Below are 17,269 nucleotides of genomic sequence, written 5' to 3' on the forward strand. Positions count from 1 at the left end.
AATCTAAATACAAGGGGGAATCGGGATGGATCAAAAAGATTGGATATTAATTAAAACGCTTCACGAAGAAAAGAACATTACGCGAACGGCTGAAAGGCTCTACGTATCGCAGCCTTCTTTAAGCTACCGCCTTAAAAATCTTGAAGAAGAATTTGGCGTGTCGCTTTTTTTCAAAACGAAAAAAGGAATTGAGTTTACATCTGAAGGTGAGCATCTTGTTCGCTATGCGGAAAATATGTGGAAGCAGCTGCAGGAAACAAAAGACAGCATGCGTAATATGAGCGAAACCGTTACGGGAACGCTTCGCTTAGGAGTATCGAGTAACTTTGCACAGCATAAGCTTCCTAAAATTTTAAAGCAGTTCTCTCTTCACTACCCAAATGTACAGTTCAGCGTCAATACGGGCTGGAGTACGCAAGTTATGAATCTATTAGACTCTTCGCGTGTGCACGTTGGTATTTTACGAGGCAATTACCCGTGGAACGGAGAAAAATCACTGCTGACGAAAGAACGGCTCTGCTTAATTTCGAAAAAAGAAATTGCGATCGATGATTTGCCGAACCTGCCTTATATTAACTATAAAACCGATACGTCACTAAAAGATCTCATTCAAGACTGGTGGCATGACAAGTTTTCAGAGCCTCCGTTTGTGGCAATGGAAGTTGACCGGCAAGAAACGGCCAAAGAAATGGTCAAAAATGATTTAGGCTTTGCCATTTTACCTGAAATTTGCCTTCACTCCAGCGACAACTTATATACATACGGACTTTCGTACCGAGATGAATCACCTTTGCTTCGAAACACGTGGCTCATGTATGATCCTTCTTACTTGAATCTATCGGTCGTGAAAGCGTTTATTGACTTTTTAAAGCTAAGTGAAAAATAAAGCCAAAGTTAAAAAGTTTGCGTCTTGGAAAAATCTCTCTTTTAGACCAAGCTTTTTTCTAGACTACCATTATAAAAATTTTTTATGAACTTTCTAAAAAAACCTATATTTCCTTTATTTTTAAAAATGTACTAACATGAAAACAAGAAACATCAGCGGGAGTAAAGAGCGGCTTTAAAAATTCTTAATAATCAAACTACGACTCATACATGGGGATGAGAAATGTTATTCACGTTTTTTTACTCTAAAAGAAAACGCTTTCAGAGAAAAGAGGGAAAATAAAGGAGGTTGTTTGAATGCTAGCACTACTAGGTTTTACAATGATTATTGTCTTTACGTATCTCATTATGTCAAAAAGGATGTCTCCTATCGTAGCTTTAATGGTCATTCCACTTCTTTTTGCGGTGATTGGAGGTTTTGGCAAAGGCGTCGGAGACATGATGCTAGAAGGGTTAAAACAAGTAGCTCCGTCAGCTGCGATGCTGCTGTTCGCCATCTTATATTTCGGGGTTATGATTGATGCCGGACTGTTTGATCCATTAATTAAGCAGCTGTTAAAAATCGTAAAAGGCGATCCGCTTAAAATCGTCATCGGAACGGCTCTTCTATCGCTTTTAGTTGCACTAGACGGAGACGGTACAACCACTTATATGATTACGGTTTCTGCTCTTCTTCCACTTTATAAACGCCTGAATATGAGTCCGTTAGTGTTAACGACAGTTGCGATGCTTTCTCTTAGTATTATGAGCAGCATGACGCCTTGGGGAGGCCCGGCTACTCGTGCGATTGTCGCCCTTCACCTCGATGCATCTGAGTTCTTTATTCCACTTCTTCCAACGTTAATTGGCGGAGCTTTGTGGGTTGTCTTTACAGGCTATATTCTTGGAAAAAAAGAGCGCAGACGACTTGGTGCTATTGACATCGAGCAGTTTGAATTAAAAAGCTCGCTTGCGTTTGCTGAAGACGCATCTTTAACTTCTCAAGAAGATATTACACAGCCTAAAAAAATCTGGATTAACTTAGCTTTAACCATTGCACTCATGGTCGTATTGGTTTCTGGCATTTGGTCTGTTTCTGTTTTATTTATGATTGGTTTTGCGCTTGCTCTTATGATTAACTATCCAAAACTTGAGGATCAAAAAGAACGTTTAATGGCTCATGCAGGCAACGCACTAACTGTTGCAGCCCTTGTTTTTGCAGCCGGTATTTTTACAGGAATACTATCCGGCACTAAAATGGTTGACGAAATGGCAAGCCTGTTAATTCATTTAGTTCCTGATTCACTCGGTTCGTTTTTACCGACAATCGTTGCTTTAACAAGCATGCCGTTTACATTCGTGATGAGTAACGACGCTTATTACTTCGGTGTTTTACCAATATTCGCTGAAACAGCTGCTTCTTACGGAATTGATCCGATGGAAATTGCGCGAGCTTCAGTGCTCGGACAACCTGTTCATCTGTTAAGTCCACTCGTTGCGTCTACTTTCTTACTTGTAGGTATGGTAGGTGTTGATCTTGGTGAACATCAGCGCTTTGCATTTAAATGGGCCATTTTAACATCTCTTGTTCTAATTGTCCTTGCTATTGTCACAGGGGCACTTACGCTATTTTAATAGGAATAAAAGCCGTTATGGCTCTTTATTAATAAATTGATAAATGATAGGTGGAGGTACTTCTAAAATGTATGTAATTACGTGTTATGTAAGAAAAGGTGAAATGAGAATGTACGAGTTTGATAGCAAAGAAGAAGCCCTTTCCCAGCTCAAAAACCTGAAAGGCTGCACCATTCTTTCAGAAGTTGTTTATTTTAATGATTCATCGGTTATTCCGGTAGCTATTTAATTATGCACCACTCAACCCTATAGGTACAAACTTGATAAGCTTCCTTTCGCTCAAAAGGAAGCTTCTTTTTTATGTTCTTCTGAGATTTCGGTCCCTTTTCTCTCCTCAACGTTTTGTTACGTCTGGTTCGTTTTGTTTCCTTGCTTCAATCATATCAATAATTTGATTTGTATGTGGAGTTAGCACAGCGCATTTTTGATAGAAAGCTCCGTCTACAACGAGCAGCTCTTCATCCATCCCGCAAAACTTGCAGCGGAGCTCTTGTGGTCCTGCGTAAGAGGTGTGATAAACACTATCATTAAAGATGGTGTAAAAAGTATCTCTTTGCTGGGCATCGTAAAAGCTATATTGCTGGTTAGCGTCATCACGGTAGTTAACTCCATAGTTCCGGTCGAATTCTTCTTGAGTAAATCTATCCTGTAAAAGTTCATTTTGTACTAGTTCCCTTAAGCAATCCTCTATTTCCTCACCGTTAAATGAACAATCATGTACGTAAACTTCTGGTTCTTCGCTATTGTTCTCTTTTACCATCACTTCACTGCCGCAAACCTTACAGGGATGTTTGGGACTCTGTTGATCAAAGTAAGAGAGCGTTTGGACCTTTTCCACTGCTATTTCATCGCTCACCTTTTTAAACTTAATCATCACATTTTCTGTTTGACTGACGTTTTCGTTATACAACATCACTTCATATTCATCTATATTCTTTCCGTTTTCTTTTCGACTCATATGCTCCATTACTTCATACGAAGAAATAGTAAAAAACTCTTTAAAATTCACCACTAACATGCATCCTTCCAAAAAATTTACGTTCTCTATGTACCTGCTCTATACTACCATTTTTTCAAAGGCTCGCACCACTAAACGAACTTCTTTTAGGTTCGCATATCCTTTTCTTATCTGGCATACATAACACTAACCCTTTTATAAGGAGGATTTCATGAATATGTATATAATCATCAGCATTGGCGTTGTTGCCAGCGCATTTTTATTTCAGAAATATCGAAAGCAAGTTGTTGAAATATATACAATCAGGGAATTTATTCACGCTAAAAACGGCGCGGGCGCTACAAGTTCCATGTGGCTTGAAAAGTTTTTTAAAGAACCTTACGCTACCGGACCAAACTATGAAAAAACAGAGGATGACGTTAGCGAGGATGGAGATGGGGATGGCGGAGAATAAATAAAAGAAAAAAACCTGTTGTGAGAACAGGTTTTTCTTATTAATCATCGCTTCCTAAAATACCGAAAAAGCGAAGCAAGTTGATGAATAGATTAATAAAATCTAAATAAAGAGATAGTGCCAGCAGTGGAACAAGCTCTTCCGTGATTTCACCGTGCTTCATTTTATTAAAATCATACAGCACGTAAAGTGAAAAAACGATGGTACCAATCACTGAGAATGCCATGAGTCCAGGCGTTGTTAAGGGACTAAACAGCGAGAAAATGCTGATACAGACTAGTGCTAACAGCGCTACTAATAAAAAGCTGCCTAAAAACCCTAAATCTTTTTTCGTTTTTGCCCCAATCACACCCATCACAGTAAAAATAACGAACGTGCTTCCAAACGCATAAAGCACAACTTGCGCCCCCGCTACTGATGCATAGTAGCTAACAATCGGAAACAGCGTGATGCCTGATATAAATGAAAACGCATATGTAAAACCGTATCCTACGCTTTTTTTCTTTCGTAACATAAATGCTGCAACCAGCATCACAAGTTCAGCAATCGCTAACGGAATAAAATAAGCCGGCGGCACATATTGACCTACGTATAAGCCAACTGTTGAAATAAATAACGAAAAAATAAATGTTACTAATACTTTTTGAAACAGAGACCGCTGCTCTACTCCAATCACTTCTTGCATGTGTAAAACCTTCTTTCTGAAATCTGTTATATTTTATATAATACCTACCTTTTTAAGAAAAATAAAGATAATACTAAGGTCTTTTTTCTTATTTCTATAGAAAGAAAGCATAGACGCTGCCGTCTATGCTTCCTTGGTGTCTCTTTATTTTGGCAACAGAATACCGTCAATAATTCCGTAAGTCTTTGCTTCTTCAGCACTCATAAAATAATCTCGTTCCGTATCGTTTGCCACTTTTTCAACCGGCTGTCCCGTTCGTGTTGATATGATTTCATTAATATGCTGCTTCAATTTTAAAATTCGCCGAGCGCTAATTTCAATTTCAGTCGCCTGCCCTCTAGCCCCTCCTAGCGGCTGATGAATCATAACTTCACTATTTGGAAGTGCATAGCGCTTTCCTTTTGCTCCTGCTAGGAGAAGCAATGCGCCAAAAGAAGCGGCCATGCCCGTGCAAATCGTTTGAACATCCGGCTCGATATACTGCATCGTATCATAAATCGCAAACCCTGCTGAAGTGGAACCTCCGGGGCTGTTAATATAAAGTGAAATATCTTTTTTAGGATCATCTGTCGCAAGAAACAGCAGCTGCGCAACCACGCTGTTGGCAATATGATCATTGATTTCATCACCAATTAAAATAATTCGGTCTTTTAACAGCCTCGAATAAATATCATACGAACGTTCACCGCGGTTGCTTTGTTCAATTACATATGGAATCGTACTCATATATATCCTCCTTATCACACGTAATATGGCTATGCAGCCATGCAGAGAGTGCACTTCGGAGTATACGTTGGTTTTTGAATGACGCTTTTTAAGGAAGGCAAAGCATGAATCAAAAGTGCTGGGTCCTGCGCTTCTAACGTTTTATAAAACAGTTCTGACAGCTCATTACGCTCTTTTTCATCCCAAAAAGAATCTGTAGAAAACGGCTCACCGTCTTTTTCTAACCGCTGCTTAGCACGATGTAAATTGCTTTTTACCGCTGTTTCTGACGTTTGTAAAATCAACGCTATTTCTTTTAGCTGATAGCCAAAGCCTTCTTTTAAGAAAAAGATAACTGCTTGCTTTGGCGTAAACTGACTAAGGAGTAGCTCGACCGAGTGTCCTTTCATATCAAACGCCCGCTTGCCGTCTTGTTGGTCCAAACCTTCTTCTGCGGCTATTACTTCACGCTTTCGTTTTCTCAGCAGATCAATCCAGTGGTGATACGCAATTTTATTTAACAGCGCGGAAGACAGCTTGTGCTCTTCACCTTTATATCGCTGAGCTTTTAAAAACGTTTCTTGGGCAATATCGTCTCCGTCCCACGCATTTTGCGCTAAAAAGCGGCAGTACTGCTGCAATTTTGGGTAATGCTCGTTCCAGCATGCATCGTCAAAGCTTTTTGTTTGTGTTTCGATTTTTTTTGAATGTGACATGATTTTCACTCCTTTTGCACTCTCTATTTACTAAACGATTAAAGGAAGTTCAAAAGATACGGGGAATCAAACTTTTTTACACATTATACGCTTAAGCAGCTATTTTTTTGTATTATAAGAAGATACTTTTATCTGAGGAGTGTAAAATAATATGCGAAGAAGAAAACTATACGGCAAGAAGAAAACGAACAAACTTCACTATAAAGACTTAACCTGTGAACACCCTCAGCCTGCTTTGCCTATGAGCTATACAAGTGAAGCTCCTTTTTACTATTATGACGCGTCAGACGATGAAAGACAAAACGACTTTGAACTATATTCAGAGATTTGTATCATGAATCAAGAACATTTTTTCGTAAGAGGCTGTGTTGAAATTCCTGTTTTTAATGAAGAAGAATTTTTCACTTGGAACATATGGGTTTCTTTAAGCGAAGAAAATTTCCGCCGAATGATAGATGTATGGGAAAGTGACAAAAAAGAAAAGGAACCGCCTTATTTCGGCTGGTTTTCAGTTTCAATTCCAGGCTATCCCGAAACGTTAAATTTAAAAACAAATGTGCATACAAGATCTGTTGGAACAAGACCGCTCATCGAGTTAGAGCCAACCGATCACCCTTTAGCCGTCGAGCAGCGGGAAGGGATAACGCTAGAGCGAATCAAAGACATACAAAAACAATTGACTACCTATTAAAAAACCAAGACAGCCCCAGACTGTCTTGGTTTTTACCTTTATGGCATGCGCTTTGCTCCGTAGTATTTAGGCGCCCAGTAGCTGTCTACTTTATAGTTTGTAATTTTCACGCCCTCAGATGTGGACACGTGAACGACATAGTCATTTCCAATATAAATAGATGGAATAAGTGAACTTCCTTCAAAAAAGACGAGATCTCCCGGCTTCAAGTCAGATTGTGAAATGGTTTCTCCTGCATTCCACTGCTGACTCGCATAGCGCGGAATGTCTTTTCCAGCTGCTTCTTTATAAATGTATTGAACAAAACCAGCCGTATCAAAGCCTGTAGAAGGACTTGTCCCACCTTGTGCATAAGGTACTTCTCCTACATATTTAAGAGATTCGGTCACAAATGGGTTGTCTTTTGATAGCGATAAGTCATCGTAGCGCCTTGCTCCTGCGTACTTAGACGTCCAGTAGCTGCTTGTCAGGTAATCCATCGTCACATTTTCGCTGCGCTTGGCATGAATAAACTGATTGCCGCCTGCGTAGATACCGACGTGTGAAATCCCTTCACGATACGTGTCTTTAAAAAAGATAACGTCTCCTGCCTTTAAATCTGCGCGAGCAACTTCTTCTCCAACTTGCCACTGCTGATCGGTTGATCTCGGAAGGTAGACGTCCGATGCGTGTTGAAATACATATGCAACAAATGCGGAACAATCAAAACCGTCCGTTGGCGACTCGCCTCCAAATACATATGGTGTGCCGAGATGTTTTAGCGCTTCTGCAATAACTTCATTATCTTTTGCAATTTCCGGTGCTCCTGTAATTCGCTTTGCTTTGGCAAAATGTGATGACCAATAGGCGCTGCTTGAAATGTTTTTCACCACGACTTTTTCGTCTGAAGAAGATGCATAAATCATCTCATCGCCTCCGATATAAATAGCGGCTACGTTCACTTCACCGTTTTCATTGGTGTCAAAAAACAATACATCGCCTGCCTGCAGCTCACTTTTGTCAACATCTGTTCCAAGCTCTGATTGTTCTTTCAGGGAGCGAGGAAGCGTTGTATCAAGCGCTTGCTTAAACACATATTGAACAAAGCCAGAGCTGTCAAACCCTTCGCTTAGCGTTTCGCCTCCGGATGTATAATCGGCTCCTTCATACGTTTTTGCTTTATCAGCAATCACGTTTTCATCTGTAGCAGCCTGTACTTGCACAGCTTTTTCTGCAGGAAAAGCGCCTTCATAAAAAGTGGCAAGACTAAGCCCTAACGCTGTGACCATAAGAGGTTTCATTACTTTCATGTTTGTTCTCCTTTGTTTTTTATTTCATCCAAGAAGTTTTATATGTAAATCGTTCCTCTGTTAAAGTATGGTGCAGATGGATAGGAATTGGCTAGTACCTTTTGACTTAAATATGCTTCCCTTCCAAAGTCCTGTAAAAAATCCAGAAAAAAACTCGGCGCACATTACGCCGAGCTTTTTTATTTCATGCCCACCTGGATATTTGCTGCTTTTTGTTTTTGACGTAAATTTGCAATCCACTTGTAGTAAAGTGTAATCAAAAGAACAAAAATACCAAGTGCAAAGTACAGTTTTGAATATCCTAAAGCACCTGCTGCAATTCCTAATACAAATGAACCAACCGCAATACCGCTATCATAAAACGTAAAGAATGTAGCAGTTGCATATGCGCTTCGGTGAGCAGGCGCCGCTTGAATCGCAAGCGTTTGGAAGCTAGGAAGCAGCGTTCCGTAGCCTAGACCTACTAACGCACCTGAAAACAGCAGCATCCAAGAAGAATGTGTAAGGCTTAAACTAAATAGACCAATCGCAAAGACAATACACGATGGAATAATCACAATGTTTGGGCCAGATTTATCAAATAATCTTCCTGTAAACGGTCGTGAGATCAGCATCGCAGCTGCGAATACGACAAAGAAAAAGCTTGCTGTTTTAATCAATCCAAGCGACTGTGCGTACACAGAAATAAAAGAAATAATGCTTGCATACGAAAAAGAAACGAGAATACCTACAGATGAAATCGGCATGGATTTCTTTTCAAACAAATCGCTCAGTGAAAATGATTTCTTCACTGACGGAGCAGCGTTTTCTTGAAGATTTTTGACCATCATTCCGCACAGCCAGCCAACGAGCATAATCACGCCAAATACAAGGAAAATAATATTGTATGCCATGTATTGATGAAGCGTTAGTGCTAAAAACGGCCCTGCAACAACGGCTAAGTTCATTGACATTCCGAAGTAGCCAAGCCCTTCTCCTCGTCGTTTAGCGGGAACTAAATCCGCTGCAATCGCTCCGGTGACAGTTGTTGCTAAGCTGAATGAAATCCCTTGAAAGAAGCGCAGTAATAAAAGCACGTTAAAATCGTGGATGAACATATATAAGAAGGAAGAAAGCGCAAAAATGAGGGTACTAAATACAAGCGTTTTTTTCTTTCCAATGTTTTCAATGACTTTCCCTGAAAATGGTCTAACAATAATCGCAGATAATAAAAAGATGGTAACAACAAGCCCTGCCTGCGTACTCGTGCCTTCTAAGGCGTCTAATACATAAATCGGCAACAGCGTTAGCAATGCATAAAACACGACAAAAATAAAAAAGTTGGTAATCGCAATGCTGATAAAGCTTTTAGTCCAGATTGGCTCCTGCTGGTTTGTCATTCATTTCACCCTTTTCTGTAGATTTACAAATTTTCTTTAATAACGAGATAAGCTGATCTTGTTCGCTGTCGGATAAAGCAATCAGCAAATTTTCTTCTAAACGTTCAATTTCTTGCTGAATTTCCGGAAGCTTTTTCTTCGCTTGAGGAGATAAATAAACGATGCGCTCTCGTTTATCACTGCCTGCTTTTCGAACGATCCATCCGCTTTTTTCAAGCCTTGTTAACGTGCGGGTAACCGTTGGCGCTTCGACATTTAAATACTGCCAAATCTCCGTTTGCGTCATCGAGCCGAATCGCTTTAAACAAAATAAAATTGAATACTGTGAGCTGTATAGCCCGTACGCTTTTAACACTTCATTTACTTCTTTAATAGACAATCTCGACTTTTGATGAAGCTCATGAAACACCAAGTTATTCACTTTTCCCCACCTCACCTTTCATTTTATTTACCTAGGTAACTAATTGTTCTTTTATTAGTATATGTGCTGCTGCTTGATGTGTAAAGGTGGCTAAAAAGGGCGAAAATCAGCTGTTTTCTCTTACTTTCTACTAATGATTTACGCTTTCACTTCTGTTTTCTTATTCTTTTGTATCACGAAACTTTTTGTATATATTTACATGCACCTGCAAACTCTGTTAAAGAAGACGAAACAATATGCGGGAGGCTGGTATATGTTTTCACTGCGCGGCGATGCTCATAAAGTCTACCTTAAACTGAAAAAAGCAGCTCATCAAAACCAAAACGCAGAAGAAATTGATGAATTAGCGGAAATGGAAGAAATCCGGCAGCTTTACCTTACGCTCGAAAGCGCTACTTTGCGAAAAGTGTATTACCGAATGACCAAAGAAAAAAACGGCTCCGGCGTCATTCCCATCCTTGTTTCTGCTTTGCCTTGGCTCTTTTTTTTATTTTCGCAGCGGCTGCAGCAATTTTTATTTAAAGACGGCAGCTGGCTTTGGATTATTTTTGTGGTGCTGTACGTTTTTATGCTCATTCCAAGCGTGTTTCTTCATTTTCGTGAACAATCGTGGGCTTCTGTTCATATTGAAATTATTCAAGACATTTTAAAAGACCGTGAAAAAGAGCCGAAACCCCTTTGAGGCTCGGCTGTTTTTTGCCTATTATGAAATAGCTTGTCTGCTTTCTACGTCTCGACCTAACTTTCTTTTGATACGCTGCAGCGCGTTGTCAATTGACTTGACGTGTGTATTTAATTCTTTCGAAATTTCAGCGTATGAATGGCCGTCCATATACAGCGTCAATGCTTTTCTTTCCAATTCACTAAGTGTTTCCGCAATTTTCAACTCGCGGTCTTCCACTTTTTCTTGATGAATCAGCACCGCTTCCGGATTAGCAATTTGATCGCCAGGAATCATATCCATCAGCGTATAATTTGATTCTTCATCATACAGAGGCTTGTCCAATGAAATGTACGAATTTAACGGACCGTGCTTTTGACGAGTAGCCGTTTTAATTGCCGTAATGATTTGTCTTGTGATACATAACTCCGCAAACCCTTTAAAAGATGTTAGCTTATCTTCATTAAAGTCGCGAATTGCTTTGTACAGTCCAATCATTCCTTCTTGAACAATATCTTCTTTTTCAGCACCAATCAAAAAGTATTTTCTTGCTTTACCCCTCACAAGATTTTGATACTTGTTGATTAAATACTCCAATGATTTTTCATCTCCGCTGTGAACCATTTCAACCAAAACATGATCTTCTAACATAGCATAATTTTGAACTTTTTCAATTACGATGCCTACGCTCACTCATATCCCCCCGTTACACTTAGTTGAGTTTTGATGTGTTCTAAACTGATGCATGATCTACTTGTTACGACGCTACTGCAATACGGTCCAGAAACGTAAAAAGCGTACAGGTAAACTGTCGCTTTCCTCTCTCACTTTATGCTCCCCTGCATCTTTCTATAATCTATTATAAAGAAGTATAACTGATAAAAATCAAAAAGGTTGTCGAAATATGAAAGTGTTTGCAAAAAAAATCAATTTTTATAGAAAATTCACACAAATCACTTTATTATTTCATATAGTGACAGCAATCTGTCAAAAAAGCAATAAAAAAATAATTCCATATGAAATAAACTTACTCAAGCAGAGTAAGTCGAAGTTGCAGATGATACTGCGCATATAGGATTAGTTGCCTTCCGGCTTATCAGCATTTTTTGTTCCCTTGCTTTTATAAGGCTTTGCATTTTTCTTCTTTTTTGCACTCGCCTGCCAGCGGTTCCACCCTTTTTTACCGGTGCCTCGCCCCGTGCCGCCTTTACCTTTTGCTTTACTCATACGTATTCCTCCGTTACCTGCGTGTTTGTTACAATAAAAAAAGACCCCGTCCAAAGTCGGAGTCTTTTTTGGATTGCATAAAATTATGCTTTTACAACGTTAGCAGCTTGTGCACCGCGTTGACCTTGCTCGATGTCGAAAGTCACTTTTTGACCTTCGTCTAAAGATTTGAATCCGTCGCCTTGAATTGCGCTGAAATGTACGAATACATCTTCTCCGCCTTCAATTTCGATGAAACCGAAACCTTTTTCTGCATTAAACCATTTTACTGTACCTTCAGTCATACTATTTCCTCCAGTGGTGGAATTTCTCCACGCATATATTACTACCCTTGCTCAATCGTACTATTTCCAGATAAAAATTTCTATTGAAGAATATTTCTCTTCTTTCAATTTCATACCGAACAAAAATAATTAACCTTAGTGTAACATATCAATTTAGAAATAGCAAGTTTCTGTTCTAAGACAGGCTTCATCCTATTATGTATCTGTTAAAAGCCTACGGGGCAGCTTTGAGGCTACCAACATTTCTGGATTGTGATGCGGCAGAAGGTTTTTATATTGAGCTAAACTTATCGTCTGCACAAATGCACAAAAAATCTTTTATTTCATCAATTTGTTTTCTGCTCATTCCAAAGCCTTGTGATGGAAACGTTCTTCTTTTCGAGATCGATTTGATATATATCTGGATTTGTTAAACGCGACCATTCATTAAACCCAAACTTCGGATCAAAATATCTGAGGATTAACGTCATCATATTGCCGTGCGTAACAAACAGAGTCGTTTTCTGTTTTTCATTCATTACTTCTTTAAACAGCTCTAAAGCACGTACCGTGGCTTCTTTCGTCGATTCTCCTCCGTCTACCTTGAAGTCTATGTCATCAAAAGTTCTTTTCAATACTTCTATCCAGTTGAAAAGAGGCTGTCCGCTTAAACGCCTTTCTTCTAGCCTTGTATCTATATGAAGAGGGAGACCAGTATCTTTTGCATAAGGTTCAATTGTTTGAACGGCTCGTTTGTACGGACTTGAAATAATTTTATCAATGGGATAACTCAGCTTGTTCAAATAACCTATTAACTGCTGGGCCTGCTGTATGCCTTGTTCCGTCAATGATGCTTTTGCTTCTTGCCCTTCTGCTTCACAATGCCTAACTAATAACAAAGTTTTCATTCATCTTCCCTCCACGCACAGAAAAATAGCCATTAATTACAAAATAAGATAATAATAGTATATAATGATACGTGATTTATAGCTAAGGAGGAACCACATGATTCATGAACGATCACTTTTAATAAAAGGACTCACCTTTTTACTAGCTGTTTTTATTTTAAACATCCCTTTTCCTAACTCAACGCCGCTCAGTCATTCTATCTTTTCTTTTTTAGGTCTTCCCCTCTATGGAGATGAAGAAACAAGGACGGGAATTCAATATGCTAGCAATGCGTGGGGAATCATACTTTTACTTGGTCTTTTTGCCCTTTACAAAAGTTTAAATCGTCATCGTTTAAAACTAACGATGTTAGCTGCATTTATTGTCATATCAGGTCCTGGTCATATGGTTGAAGCGATGCAAAAGACCGTATTACCAGGTATGTATGCCGTTTCTTACGATGTGGAAAACAGCAATTGTACATACAAGAGAAATAAAAAAGAAACCGTATTAACGGGCACCTGTGACCTTTCATTTGAAAATCACAGCTCAAAACCTATTACGTTTGAAGTAGCACTGGATGAACGCTCCTATTTTAAAGAAGATTCCCCTTTTTTACTTATGATGAATAAGCCTAGGCTTCATACTGTTACGTTGGAACCAAAGACGTATCAAACTGTCGAAATCACTTCATCTGTCAAAGCAGCAGATTTCCCTTCTAAAGTCTTTATGAGTGAAGTAAACGGTTTTCATGTAAACATTTATCAAAACGGGAAAAAGCGTTATTTATAAGCATAGAAAAAGCCCTTATAGGGCTTTTTAAATGAGTGAATTACCAGCCAAAGCCTCCGCCGTAGCAGCTGCAGCCGATGATCACTAATAAAATAAATAATACAACTAATAAAGCAAAACCAGATCCATGACCATATCCAGCGTTTCCAGACATACGAACACTTCCTTTTCTTTAGTTACTCTTTCCTCAAGAAAAATGCAGCTTGCATTTCGCTTGAGTTGGATTATCTTATGCCTGAACACGCCCTTTTGACTCTGGTTTTTTCTTTTTTTCTTTTTCCTTCTTGCCATGCACCTCATCAATAAAAGAAGAAAACGGCCTAAGAAAAGCGCTGACTTCGCTTCTTCTCCTCTGTTCAAAAGAGATTAAATCAATCCAATCTAAAGACGAACAAATAAGATGCATGAGCTGAAACCTACGTTCACCATTCCAATAAAAAATCCGAACGCGTTACATTCATCGTTCGGATCTTCTTCTTAAACTAAAATGCTTTTCAGCCTCTCTTACAAAATCATTTATTTCACTAGCTTACGTCTTTCGGAAGACCGTACTTCCGTACGCTTACCGATACCTAATACATAGTAGCTCAGCACAACAATAGCTAAAAAGATAATGCCTACAATCAGCGATATGCGCGTTTCATCATTAAACCACATGCCTACAAGCACCATAAGTAAAAACGCGATGGTTACGTAGTTCGTCACAGGAGCAAAAGGCATTTTAAACGGATGTTGGTCCATCGCCGCTCCTTTTGCTTTTCGAAAACGAATTTGACTGATAAGAATTACAAACCACGGAATCATCCCTGGAAGCACGCTCGCACTGTACACGTACACGAAAACGTTTGGCGGTGCAATATAATTTAAGACAACGCCCGCCGCTAAGCCGATCATCACCGCAACGGTACTATAAATAGGCACACCGTTTCGAGAAACCTTTGTAAAAAAGGCCGGAGCCTGACCGTTTACACCTAGCGTGTAAAGCATACGTCCCGCACTGAAAATTCCGCTGTTGCACCCAGACATTGCCGCTGTGATGACAACAAAGTTAATAATGCCCGCCGCTGCTGTAATTCCTACTTTAGCAAACGTAGAAACAAACGGACTGCCGAGTGAATCCAGCTCGTTCCACGGATACACCGTTACAATCACAAAGATGGCGCCGATATAAAAAATTAAAATACGCCAAATTAAGCTTTGAATTGCACTTGTTAACGTTTTTTTAGGATCTTTTGCTTCTCCTGCTGTAATTCCAATAAGCTCTACTCCTTGATAAGCAGCAATAACAAGCGACAAGGCAAAGAAAAAGCCTGACCATCCGCCTGTAAAGAAACCGCCGTTTGCCCACAAATTCGACAGGCCAAGCGCTTCGCCGCCGTTTCCAAGACCGAAGAAAATAAGGCCAAGACCGGCAATAATCATGAGAACAATCGTAACAATTTTAATCATTGCAAACCAAAATTCAAACTCTCCAAACGATTTCACCGAAATTAAATTGGCCCCACCAAGAATGACCATGGCGACAATTCCCGGAACCCACGCCGGTAAATGCGGGAACCAGTACTGCATATAAGCTCCGACTGCAATAATCTCTGCCATGCCCACAATCACCCATTGAAACCAGTTGCTCCAAGCCGTGATATAACCAGCTAACGGATGAATATATTTATGACCGAATGTCGCAAATGAACCCGTACTTGGCTCTAAGTAAAGCATTTCCCCCATTGCACGCATAATAAAGAAAATAAAAACGCCGCAAATAGCATACGCAAGCAGGACGGATGGCCCCGTCCATTTAATGGTGCTTGCTGAACCCATGAATAACCCTACCCCAATCGTTCCTCCAAGAGCAATCATTTGGATATGACGAGATTCAAGCCCTCGTTTTAACTCTTTGTTTGCCAATTTACTTCCCCCTAGCCCCTCGTGATGATTTTCTCTTCTATTAAGAAATTCTTTTATTCCCCTGTCCTGATAGGGAACTATCATCTTTTTTCTTTTTCGTAAAGAAGTACGAACATACCACAAATACAGCAATCAGCAGCGTGAGATAAAACTGAGTGCGAAGGGAATCAATAAATGCCATCGCAATAAAGATACTTGTGATCGCCGCAATCGTTCCATACGTTAAATAAGGAAACAGCCACATTCTGATTTTTAATGCTTCCGGCTTTTCTTTTTCGTATTTCTTTCTCATGCGAAGCTGTGAAAAAGCAATAACAAGGTACACAAGAAGCGCTACGCCTCCCGATGCGTTTACTAAAAATAAAAAGATTTTATCAGGTGAAAGATAGTTAAAACCAACGCTGATGTAAGAAATCACGGTACATCCTACAATGGCATTAAACGGAATGCCTTTTTTATTCACTTTCAAAAACATGCGCGGCGCGTCTCCTTTTTGCGCCATTGAGTAAAGCATACGAGAACTCGTGTATAGACCTGAATTTAAGCAAGACAAAACAGCAGTCAGTACGATAAAGTTCATAATTTGAGCCGCTGCCGGAACGTTTACCAGCTCTAATATCGAAACAAACGGACTTTTCATCAAGCTTGAAGAATCCCACGGAAGAATAGTCACTAAGATTAAAATGGACCCAAGATAAAAAATTAAAATACGATAAATAACGGTATTTGTTGCGATGGTGATCGCTCGCTCAGGCTGAGCCGATTCTCCAGCGGCTGTTGCGACAATTTCTGTCCCCATAAAAGAAAACATGACAATCGCCACTCCTAAAAAGACGGAGCTGATTCCATTTGGAAGAAATCCTCCTCTATGAAGAAGATTTGATGCTCCCGGAGACTCTACTCCCGGTATTAAACCGAGGATGATCGCTCCTCCTAAAAGTAAAAACAGCACTAAACTAACTACTTTAATAAGCGAAAACCAGTATTCAAATTCACCAAATGATTTAACAGAGTATAAGTTCGTTAACGTTAGTAAAAACGTCAGGATCAGGCTCACGCCCCAAGACGGTAAAGACGGAAACCAATATTGAATAATCGTTGAACCCGCAATCGCTTCAACTGCAATAACAATTACCCAGAAAAACCAGTACAGCCAGCCGATTGTGTAGCCGGCCCACGGCCCAAGCGCTTCTCTGGCATATGTGGCGAACGAGCCGCTTGAAGGATTAGCCGTAGACATTTCCCCCAGCATTCGCATAACTAAAATCACCAGCAAACCGGCAAACGCGTACGAAAAAATGGAACCAGGACCCGCTGCGTTAATGAGCGATCCACTTCCAATGAACAAACCGGCACCAATGATTCCTCCTAAAGAAATCATGGTTATGTGTCGAATTTTTAATTCTTTTTTTAACTCAGGCGGTTGATGACTCATGTTAAAATCCTCCTTATAGGAACCGTCATTTAAAGAATTACACGTTCTTCGCATCGCGCGTTAAATATGTAAGCCCTTACAACAATATGGACAAATAACTGCTGTTTTTCTACCCTCCTTCTATCTGTACATTCAAATGAAGCCTTCACTTGACGAAAAAGATAGCTTCATTCGACAAAAATTACTTTTCGAATTATATGATAATTTATATTGAACAACTTTGTCTATTGTTTTTTTGAAAGGAAGATCATTTTAATTTACTACCGATAAACTCTTTCCCCTATCGTAATTCTTTACTTCA

At 39.7% G+C, this 17,269-nt stretch carries 21 protein-coding genes; 7 read left to right on the forward strand and 14 right to left on the reverse strand.

The window, feature by feature from the left end:
* The first annotated feature begins 25 nt into the window (after positions 1-25).
* From BG04_RS03900 to BG04_RS30890, 3 genes are all read left to right on the forward strand, one after another.
* On the forward strand, positions 26-886 hold the full coding sequence (locus tag BG04_RS03900; protein WP_025750019.1) for a LysR family transcriptional regulator: 861 nt from the start codon (positions 26-28) through the stop codon (positions 884-886).
* A 296-nt stretch (positions 887-1,182) separates the two neighbouring features.
* Positions 1,183-2,499 (forward strand): CitMHS family transporter, encoded by a 1,317-nt coding sequence (locus BG04_RS03905; protein ID WP_013084478.1) that lies wholly within the window; start codon positions 1,183-1,185, stop codon positions 2,497-2,499.
* Positions 2,500-2,566: 67 nt separating this feature from the next.
* Positions 2,567-2,728, forward strand: coding sequence for a hypothetical protein (locus BG04_RS30890; RefSeq protein ID WP_016765121.1), 162 nt, complete (start codon positions 2,567-2,569; stop codon positions 2,726-2,728).
* 105 nt (positions 2,729-2,833) lie between these two features.
* Here BG04_RS30890 and BG04_RS03910 read toward each other — a convergent pair whose 3' ends face one another.
* The gene (locus tag BG04_RS03910) at positions 2,834-3,517 is read right to left on the reverse strand and encodes a hypothetical protein (RefSeq protein ID WP_211186124.1); all 684 of its coding nucleotides are present in this window, start codon (positions 3,515-3,517) and stop codon (positions 2,834-2,836) included.
* 151 nt (positions 3,518-3,668) lie between these two features.
* Between BG04_RS03910 and BG04_RS03915 the strand changes: the two genes are divergently transcribed.
* Positions 3,669-3,911 (forward strand): hypothetical protein, encoded by a 243-nt coding sequence (locus tag BG04_RS03915; protein ID WP_034649703.1) that lies wholly within the window; start codon positions 3,669-3,671, stop codon positions 3,909-3,911.
* A gap of 40 nt (positions 3,912-3,951) precedes the next feature.
* On the opposite strand, the gene BG04_RS03920 is transcribed toward BG04_RS03915, so the two are convergent.
* From BG04_RS03920 to BG04_RS03930, 3 genes are all read right to left on the reverse strand, one after another.
* Complete coding sequence (locus tag BG04_RS03920) at positions 3,952-4,596, reverse strand: Bax inhibitor-1/YccA family protein (RefSeq protein ID WP_016765124.1); 645 nt, start codon at positions 4,594-4,596, stop codon at positions 3,952-3,954.
* Positions 4,597-4,740: 144 nt separating this feature from the next.
* Entirely contained in the window at positions 4,741-5,322 is a 582-nt protein-coding gene (gene clpP, locus BG04_RS03925) for an ATP-dependent Clp endopeptidase proteolytic subunit ClpP (RefSeq protein ID WP_034649702.1), read from the reverse strand.
* Between the two features lie 29 nt (positions 5,323-5,351).
* On the reverse strand, positions 5,352-6,017 hold the full coding sequence (locus BG04_RS03930; RefSeq protein ID WP_034649701.1) for a sigma-70 family RNA polymerase sigma factor: 666 nt from the start codon (positions 6,015-6,017) through the stop codon (positions 5,352-5,354).
* A gap of 151 nt (positions 6,018-6,168) precedes the next feature.
* On the opposite strand from BG04_RS03930, the gene BG04_RS03935 reads away from it, so the two are divergent.
* Positions 6,169-6,708, forward strand: coding sequence for a DUF2199 domain-containing protein (locus tag BG04_RS03935; RefSeq protein ID WP_034649700.1), 540 nt, complete (start codon positions 6,169-6,171; stop codon positions 6,706-6,708).
* Between the two features lie 38 nt (positions 6,709-6,746).
* Here the strand turns inward: BG04_RS03935 and BG04_RS03940 are convergent, their stop codons facing one another.
* The 3 genes from BG04_RS03940 to BG04_RS03950 form a co-directional block, all read right to left on the reverse strand.
* Positions 6,747-7,997: a C40 family peptidase gene (locus BG04_RS03940; RefSeq protein ID WP_034649697.1), complete on the reverse strand. Its 1,251-nt coding sequence runs from the start codon at positions 7,995-7,997 to the stop codon at positions 6,747-6,749.
* A 179-nt stretch (positions 7,998-8,176) separates the two neighbouring features.
* Positions 8,177-9,376, reverse strand: a complete 1,200-nt coding sequence (locus BG04_RS03945) for an MFS transporter (RefSeq protein ID WP_034649694.1) — start codon at positions 9,374-9,376, stop codon at positions 8,177-8,179.
* A complete protein-coding gene (locus BG04_RS03950) occupies positions 9,345-9,797 on the reverse strand; it encodes a MarR family winged helix-turn-helix transcriptional regulator (protein WP_034649691.1) in 453 nt (150 codons plus the stop codon). The genes BG04_RS03945 and BG04_RS03950 overlap by 32 nt, the downstream gene beginning before the upstream one ends.
* A 253-nt stretch (positions 9,798-10,050) precedes the next feature.
* Here BG04_RS03950 and BG04_RS03955 point away from each other — a divergent pair, with 253 nt between their 5' ends.
* Positions 10,051-10,479, forward strand: coding sequence for a hypothetical protein (locus BG04_RS03955; protein WP_034649688.1), 429 nt, complete (start codon positions 10,051-10,053; stop codon positions 10,477-10,479).
* Positions 10,480-10,500: 21 nt separating this feature from the next.
* Here the strand turns inward: BG04_RS03955 and sigH are convergent, their stop codons facing one another.
* The 4 genes from sigH to BG04_RS03970 all read right to left on the reverse strand — a co-directional run bounded on the left by sigH (position 10,501) and on the right by BG04_RS03970 (position 12,856).
* Positions 10,501-11,109 (reverse strand): RNA polymerase sporulation sigma factor SigH, encoded by a 609-nt coding sequence (gene sigH / locus BG04_RS03960; RefSeq protein ID WP_153252723.1) that lies wholly within the window; start codon positions 11,107-11,109, stop codon positions 10,501-10,503.
* Between the two features lie 426 nt (positions 11,110-11,535).
* Entirely contained in the window at positions 11,536-11,691 is a 156-nt protein-coding gene (locus BG04_RS29320; RefSeq protein WP_162837669.1) for a DUF3934 family protein, read from the reverse strand.
* 77 nt (positions 11,692-11,768) lie between these two features.
* On the reverse strand, positions 11,769-11,969 hold the full coding sequence (locus BG04_RS03965) for a cold-shock protein (RefSeq protein ID WP_013058502.1): 201 nt from the start codon (positions 11,967-11,969) through the stop codon (positions 11,769-11,771).
* 326 nt (positions 11,970-12,295) lie between these two features.
* Positions 12,296-12,856 (reverse strand): histidine phosphatase family protein, encoded by a 561-nt coding sequence (locus BG04_RS03970; protein WP_016765131.1) that lies wholly within the window; start codon positions 12,854-12,856, stop codon positions 12,296-12,298.
* A 97-nt stretch (positions 12,857-12,953) separates the two neighbouring features.
* Between BG04_RS03970 and BG04_RS03975 the strand changes: the two genes are divergently transcribed.
* Positions 12,954-13,628 (forward strand): hypothetical protein, encoded by a 675-nt coding sequence (locus tag BG04_RS03975; RefSeq protein ID WP_034649684.1) that lies wholly within the window; start codon positions 12,954-12,956, stop codon positions 13,626-13,628.
* 40 nt (positions 13,629-13,668) lie between these two features.
* On the opposite strand, the gene BG04_RS29325 is transcribed toward BG04_RS03975, so the two are convergent.
* The 3 genes from BG04_RS29325 to BG04_RS03985 all read right to left on the reverse strand — a co-directional run bounded on the left by BG04_RS29325 (position 13,669) and on the right by BG04_RS03985 (position 16,968).
* Complete coding sequence (locus BG04_RS29325) at positions 13,669-13,782, reverse strand: YjcZ family sporulation protein (protein WP_013058504.1); 114 nt, start codon at positions 13,780-13,782, stop codon at positions 13,669-13,671.
* 362 nt (positions 13,783-14,144) lie between these two features.
* Positions 14,145-15,533 carry an amino acid permease gene (locus tag BG04_RS03980; protein ID WP_016765133.1) on the reverse strand — a complete coding sequence of 463 codons (1,389 nt, stop codon included), beginning with the start codon at positions 15,531-15,533 and terminating at the stop codon, positions 14,145-14,147.
* A 40-nt stretch (positions 15,534-15,573) separates the two neighbouring features.
* Positions 15,574-16,968: an amino acid permease gene (locus tag BG04_RS03985; RefSeq protein ID WP_013084495.1), complete on the reverse strand. Its 1,395-nt coding sequence runs from the start codon at positions 16,966-16,968 to the stop codon at positions 15,574-15,576.
* Positions 16,969-17,269 lie beyond the last annotated feature (301 nt).

Source organism: Priestia megaterium NBRC 15308 = ATCC 14581 (assembly GCF_000832985.1).
GTDB lineage: Bacteria > Bacillota > Bacilli > Bacillales > Bacillaceae_H > Priestia > Priestia megaterium.

Bases quoted from the DNA above. Each gene is read 5' to 3' on its own strand.
- BG04_RS03900 (WP_025750019.1), top strand. From the start codon at position 26: ATGGATCAAAAAGATTGGATATTAATTAAAACGCTTCACGAAGAAAAG.
- BG04_RS03905 (WP_013084478.1), top strand. From the start codon at position 1,183: ATGCTAGCACTACTAGGTTTTACAATGATTATTGTCTTTACGTATCTC.
- BG04_RS30890 (WP_016765121.1), top strand. From the start codon at position 2,567: ATGTATGTAATTACGTGTTATGTAAGAAAAGGTGAAATGAGAATGTAC.
- BG04_RS03910 (WP_211186124.1), bottom strand. From the start codon at position 3,517: ATGTTAGTGGTGAATTTTAAAGAGTTTTTTACTATTTCTTCGTATGAA.
- BG04_RS03915 (WP_034649703.1), top strand. From the start codon at position 3,669: ATGAATATGTATATAATCATCAGCATTGGCGTTGTTGCCAGCGCATTT.
- BG04_RS03920 (WP_016765124.1), bottom strand. From the start codon at position 4,596: ATGCAAGAAGTGATTGGAGTAGAGCAGCGGTCTCTGTTTCAAAAAGTA.
- clpP (WP_034649702.1), bottom strand. From the start codon at position 5,322: ATGAGTACGATTCCATATGTAATTGAACAAAGCAACCGCGGTGAACGT.
- BG04_RS03930 (WP_034649701.1), bottom strand. From the start codon at position 6,017: ATGTCACATTCAAAAAAAATCGAAACACAAACAAAAAGCTTTGACGAT.
- BG04_RS03935 (WP_034649700.1), top strand. From the start codon at position 6,169: ATGCGAAGAAGAAAACTATACGGCAAGAAGAAAACGAACAAACTTCAC.
- BG04_RS03940 (WP_034649697.1), bottom strand. From the start codon at position 7,997: ATGAAAGTAATGAAACCTCTTATGGTCACAGCGTTAGGGCTTAGTCTT.
- BG04_RS03945 (WP_034649694.1), bottom strand. From the start codon at position 9,376: ATGACAAACCAGCAGGAGCCAATCTGGACTAAAAGCTTTATCAGCATT.
- BG04_RS03955 (WP_034649688.1), top strand. From the start codon at position 10,051: ATGTTTTCACTGCGCGGCGATGCTCATAAAGTCTACCTTAAACTGAAA.
- sigH (WP_153252723.1), bottom strand. From the start codon at position 11,109: ATGTTAGAAGATCATGTTTTGGTTGAAATGGTTCACAGCGGAGATGAA.
- BG04_RS03965 (WP_013058502.1), bottom strand. From the start codon at position 11,969: ATGACTGAAGGTACAGTAAAATGGTTTAATGCAGAAAAAGGTTTCGGT.
- BG04_RS03970 (WP_016765131.1), bottom strand. From the start codon at position 12,856: ATGAAAACTTTGTTATTAGTTAGGCATTGTGAAGCAGAAGGGCAAGAA.
- BG04_RS03975 (WP_034649684.1), top strand. From the start codon at position 12,954: ATGATTCATGAACGATCACTTTTAATAAAAGGACTCACCTTTTTACTA.
- BG04_RS29325 (WP_013058504.1), bottom strand. From the start codon at position 13,782: ATGTCTGGAAACGCTGGATATGGTCATGGATCTGGTTTTGCTTTATTA.
- BG04_RS03985 (WP_013084495.1), bottom strand. From the start codon at position 16,968: ATGAGTCATCAACCGCCTGAGTTAAAAAAAGAATTAAAAATTCGACAC.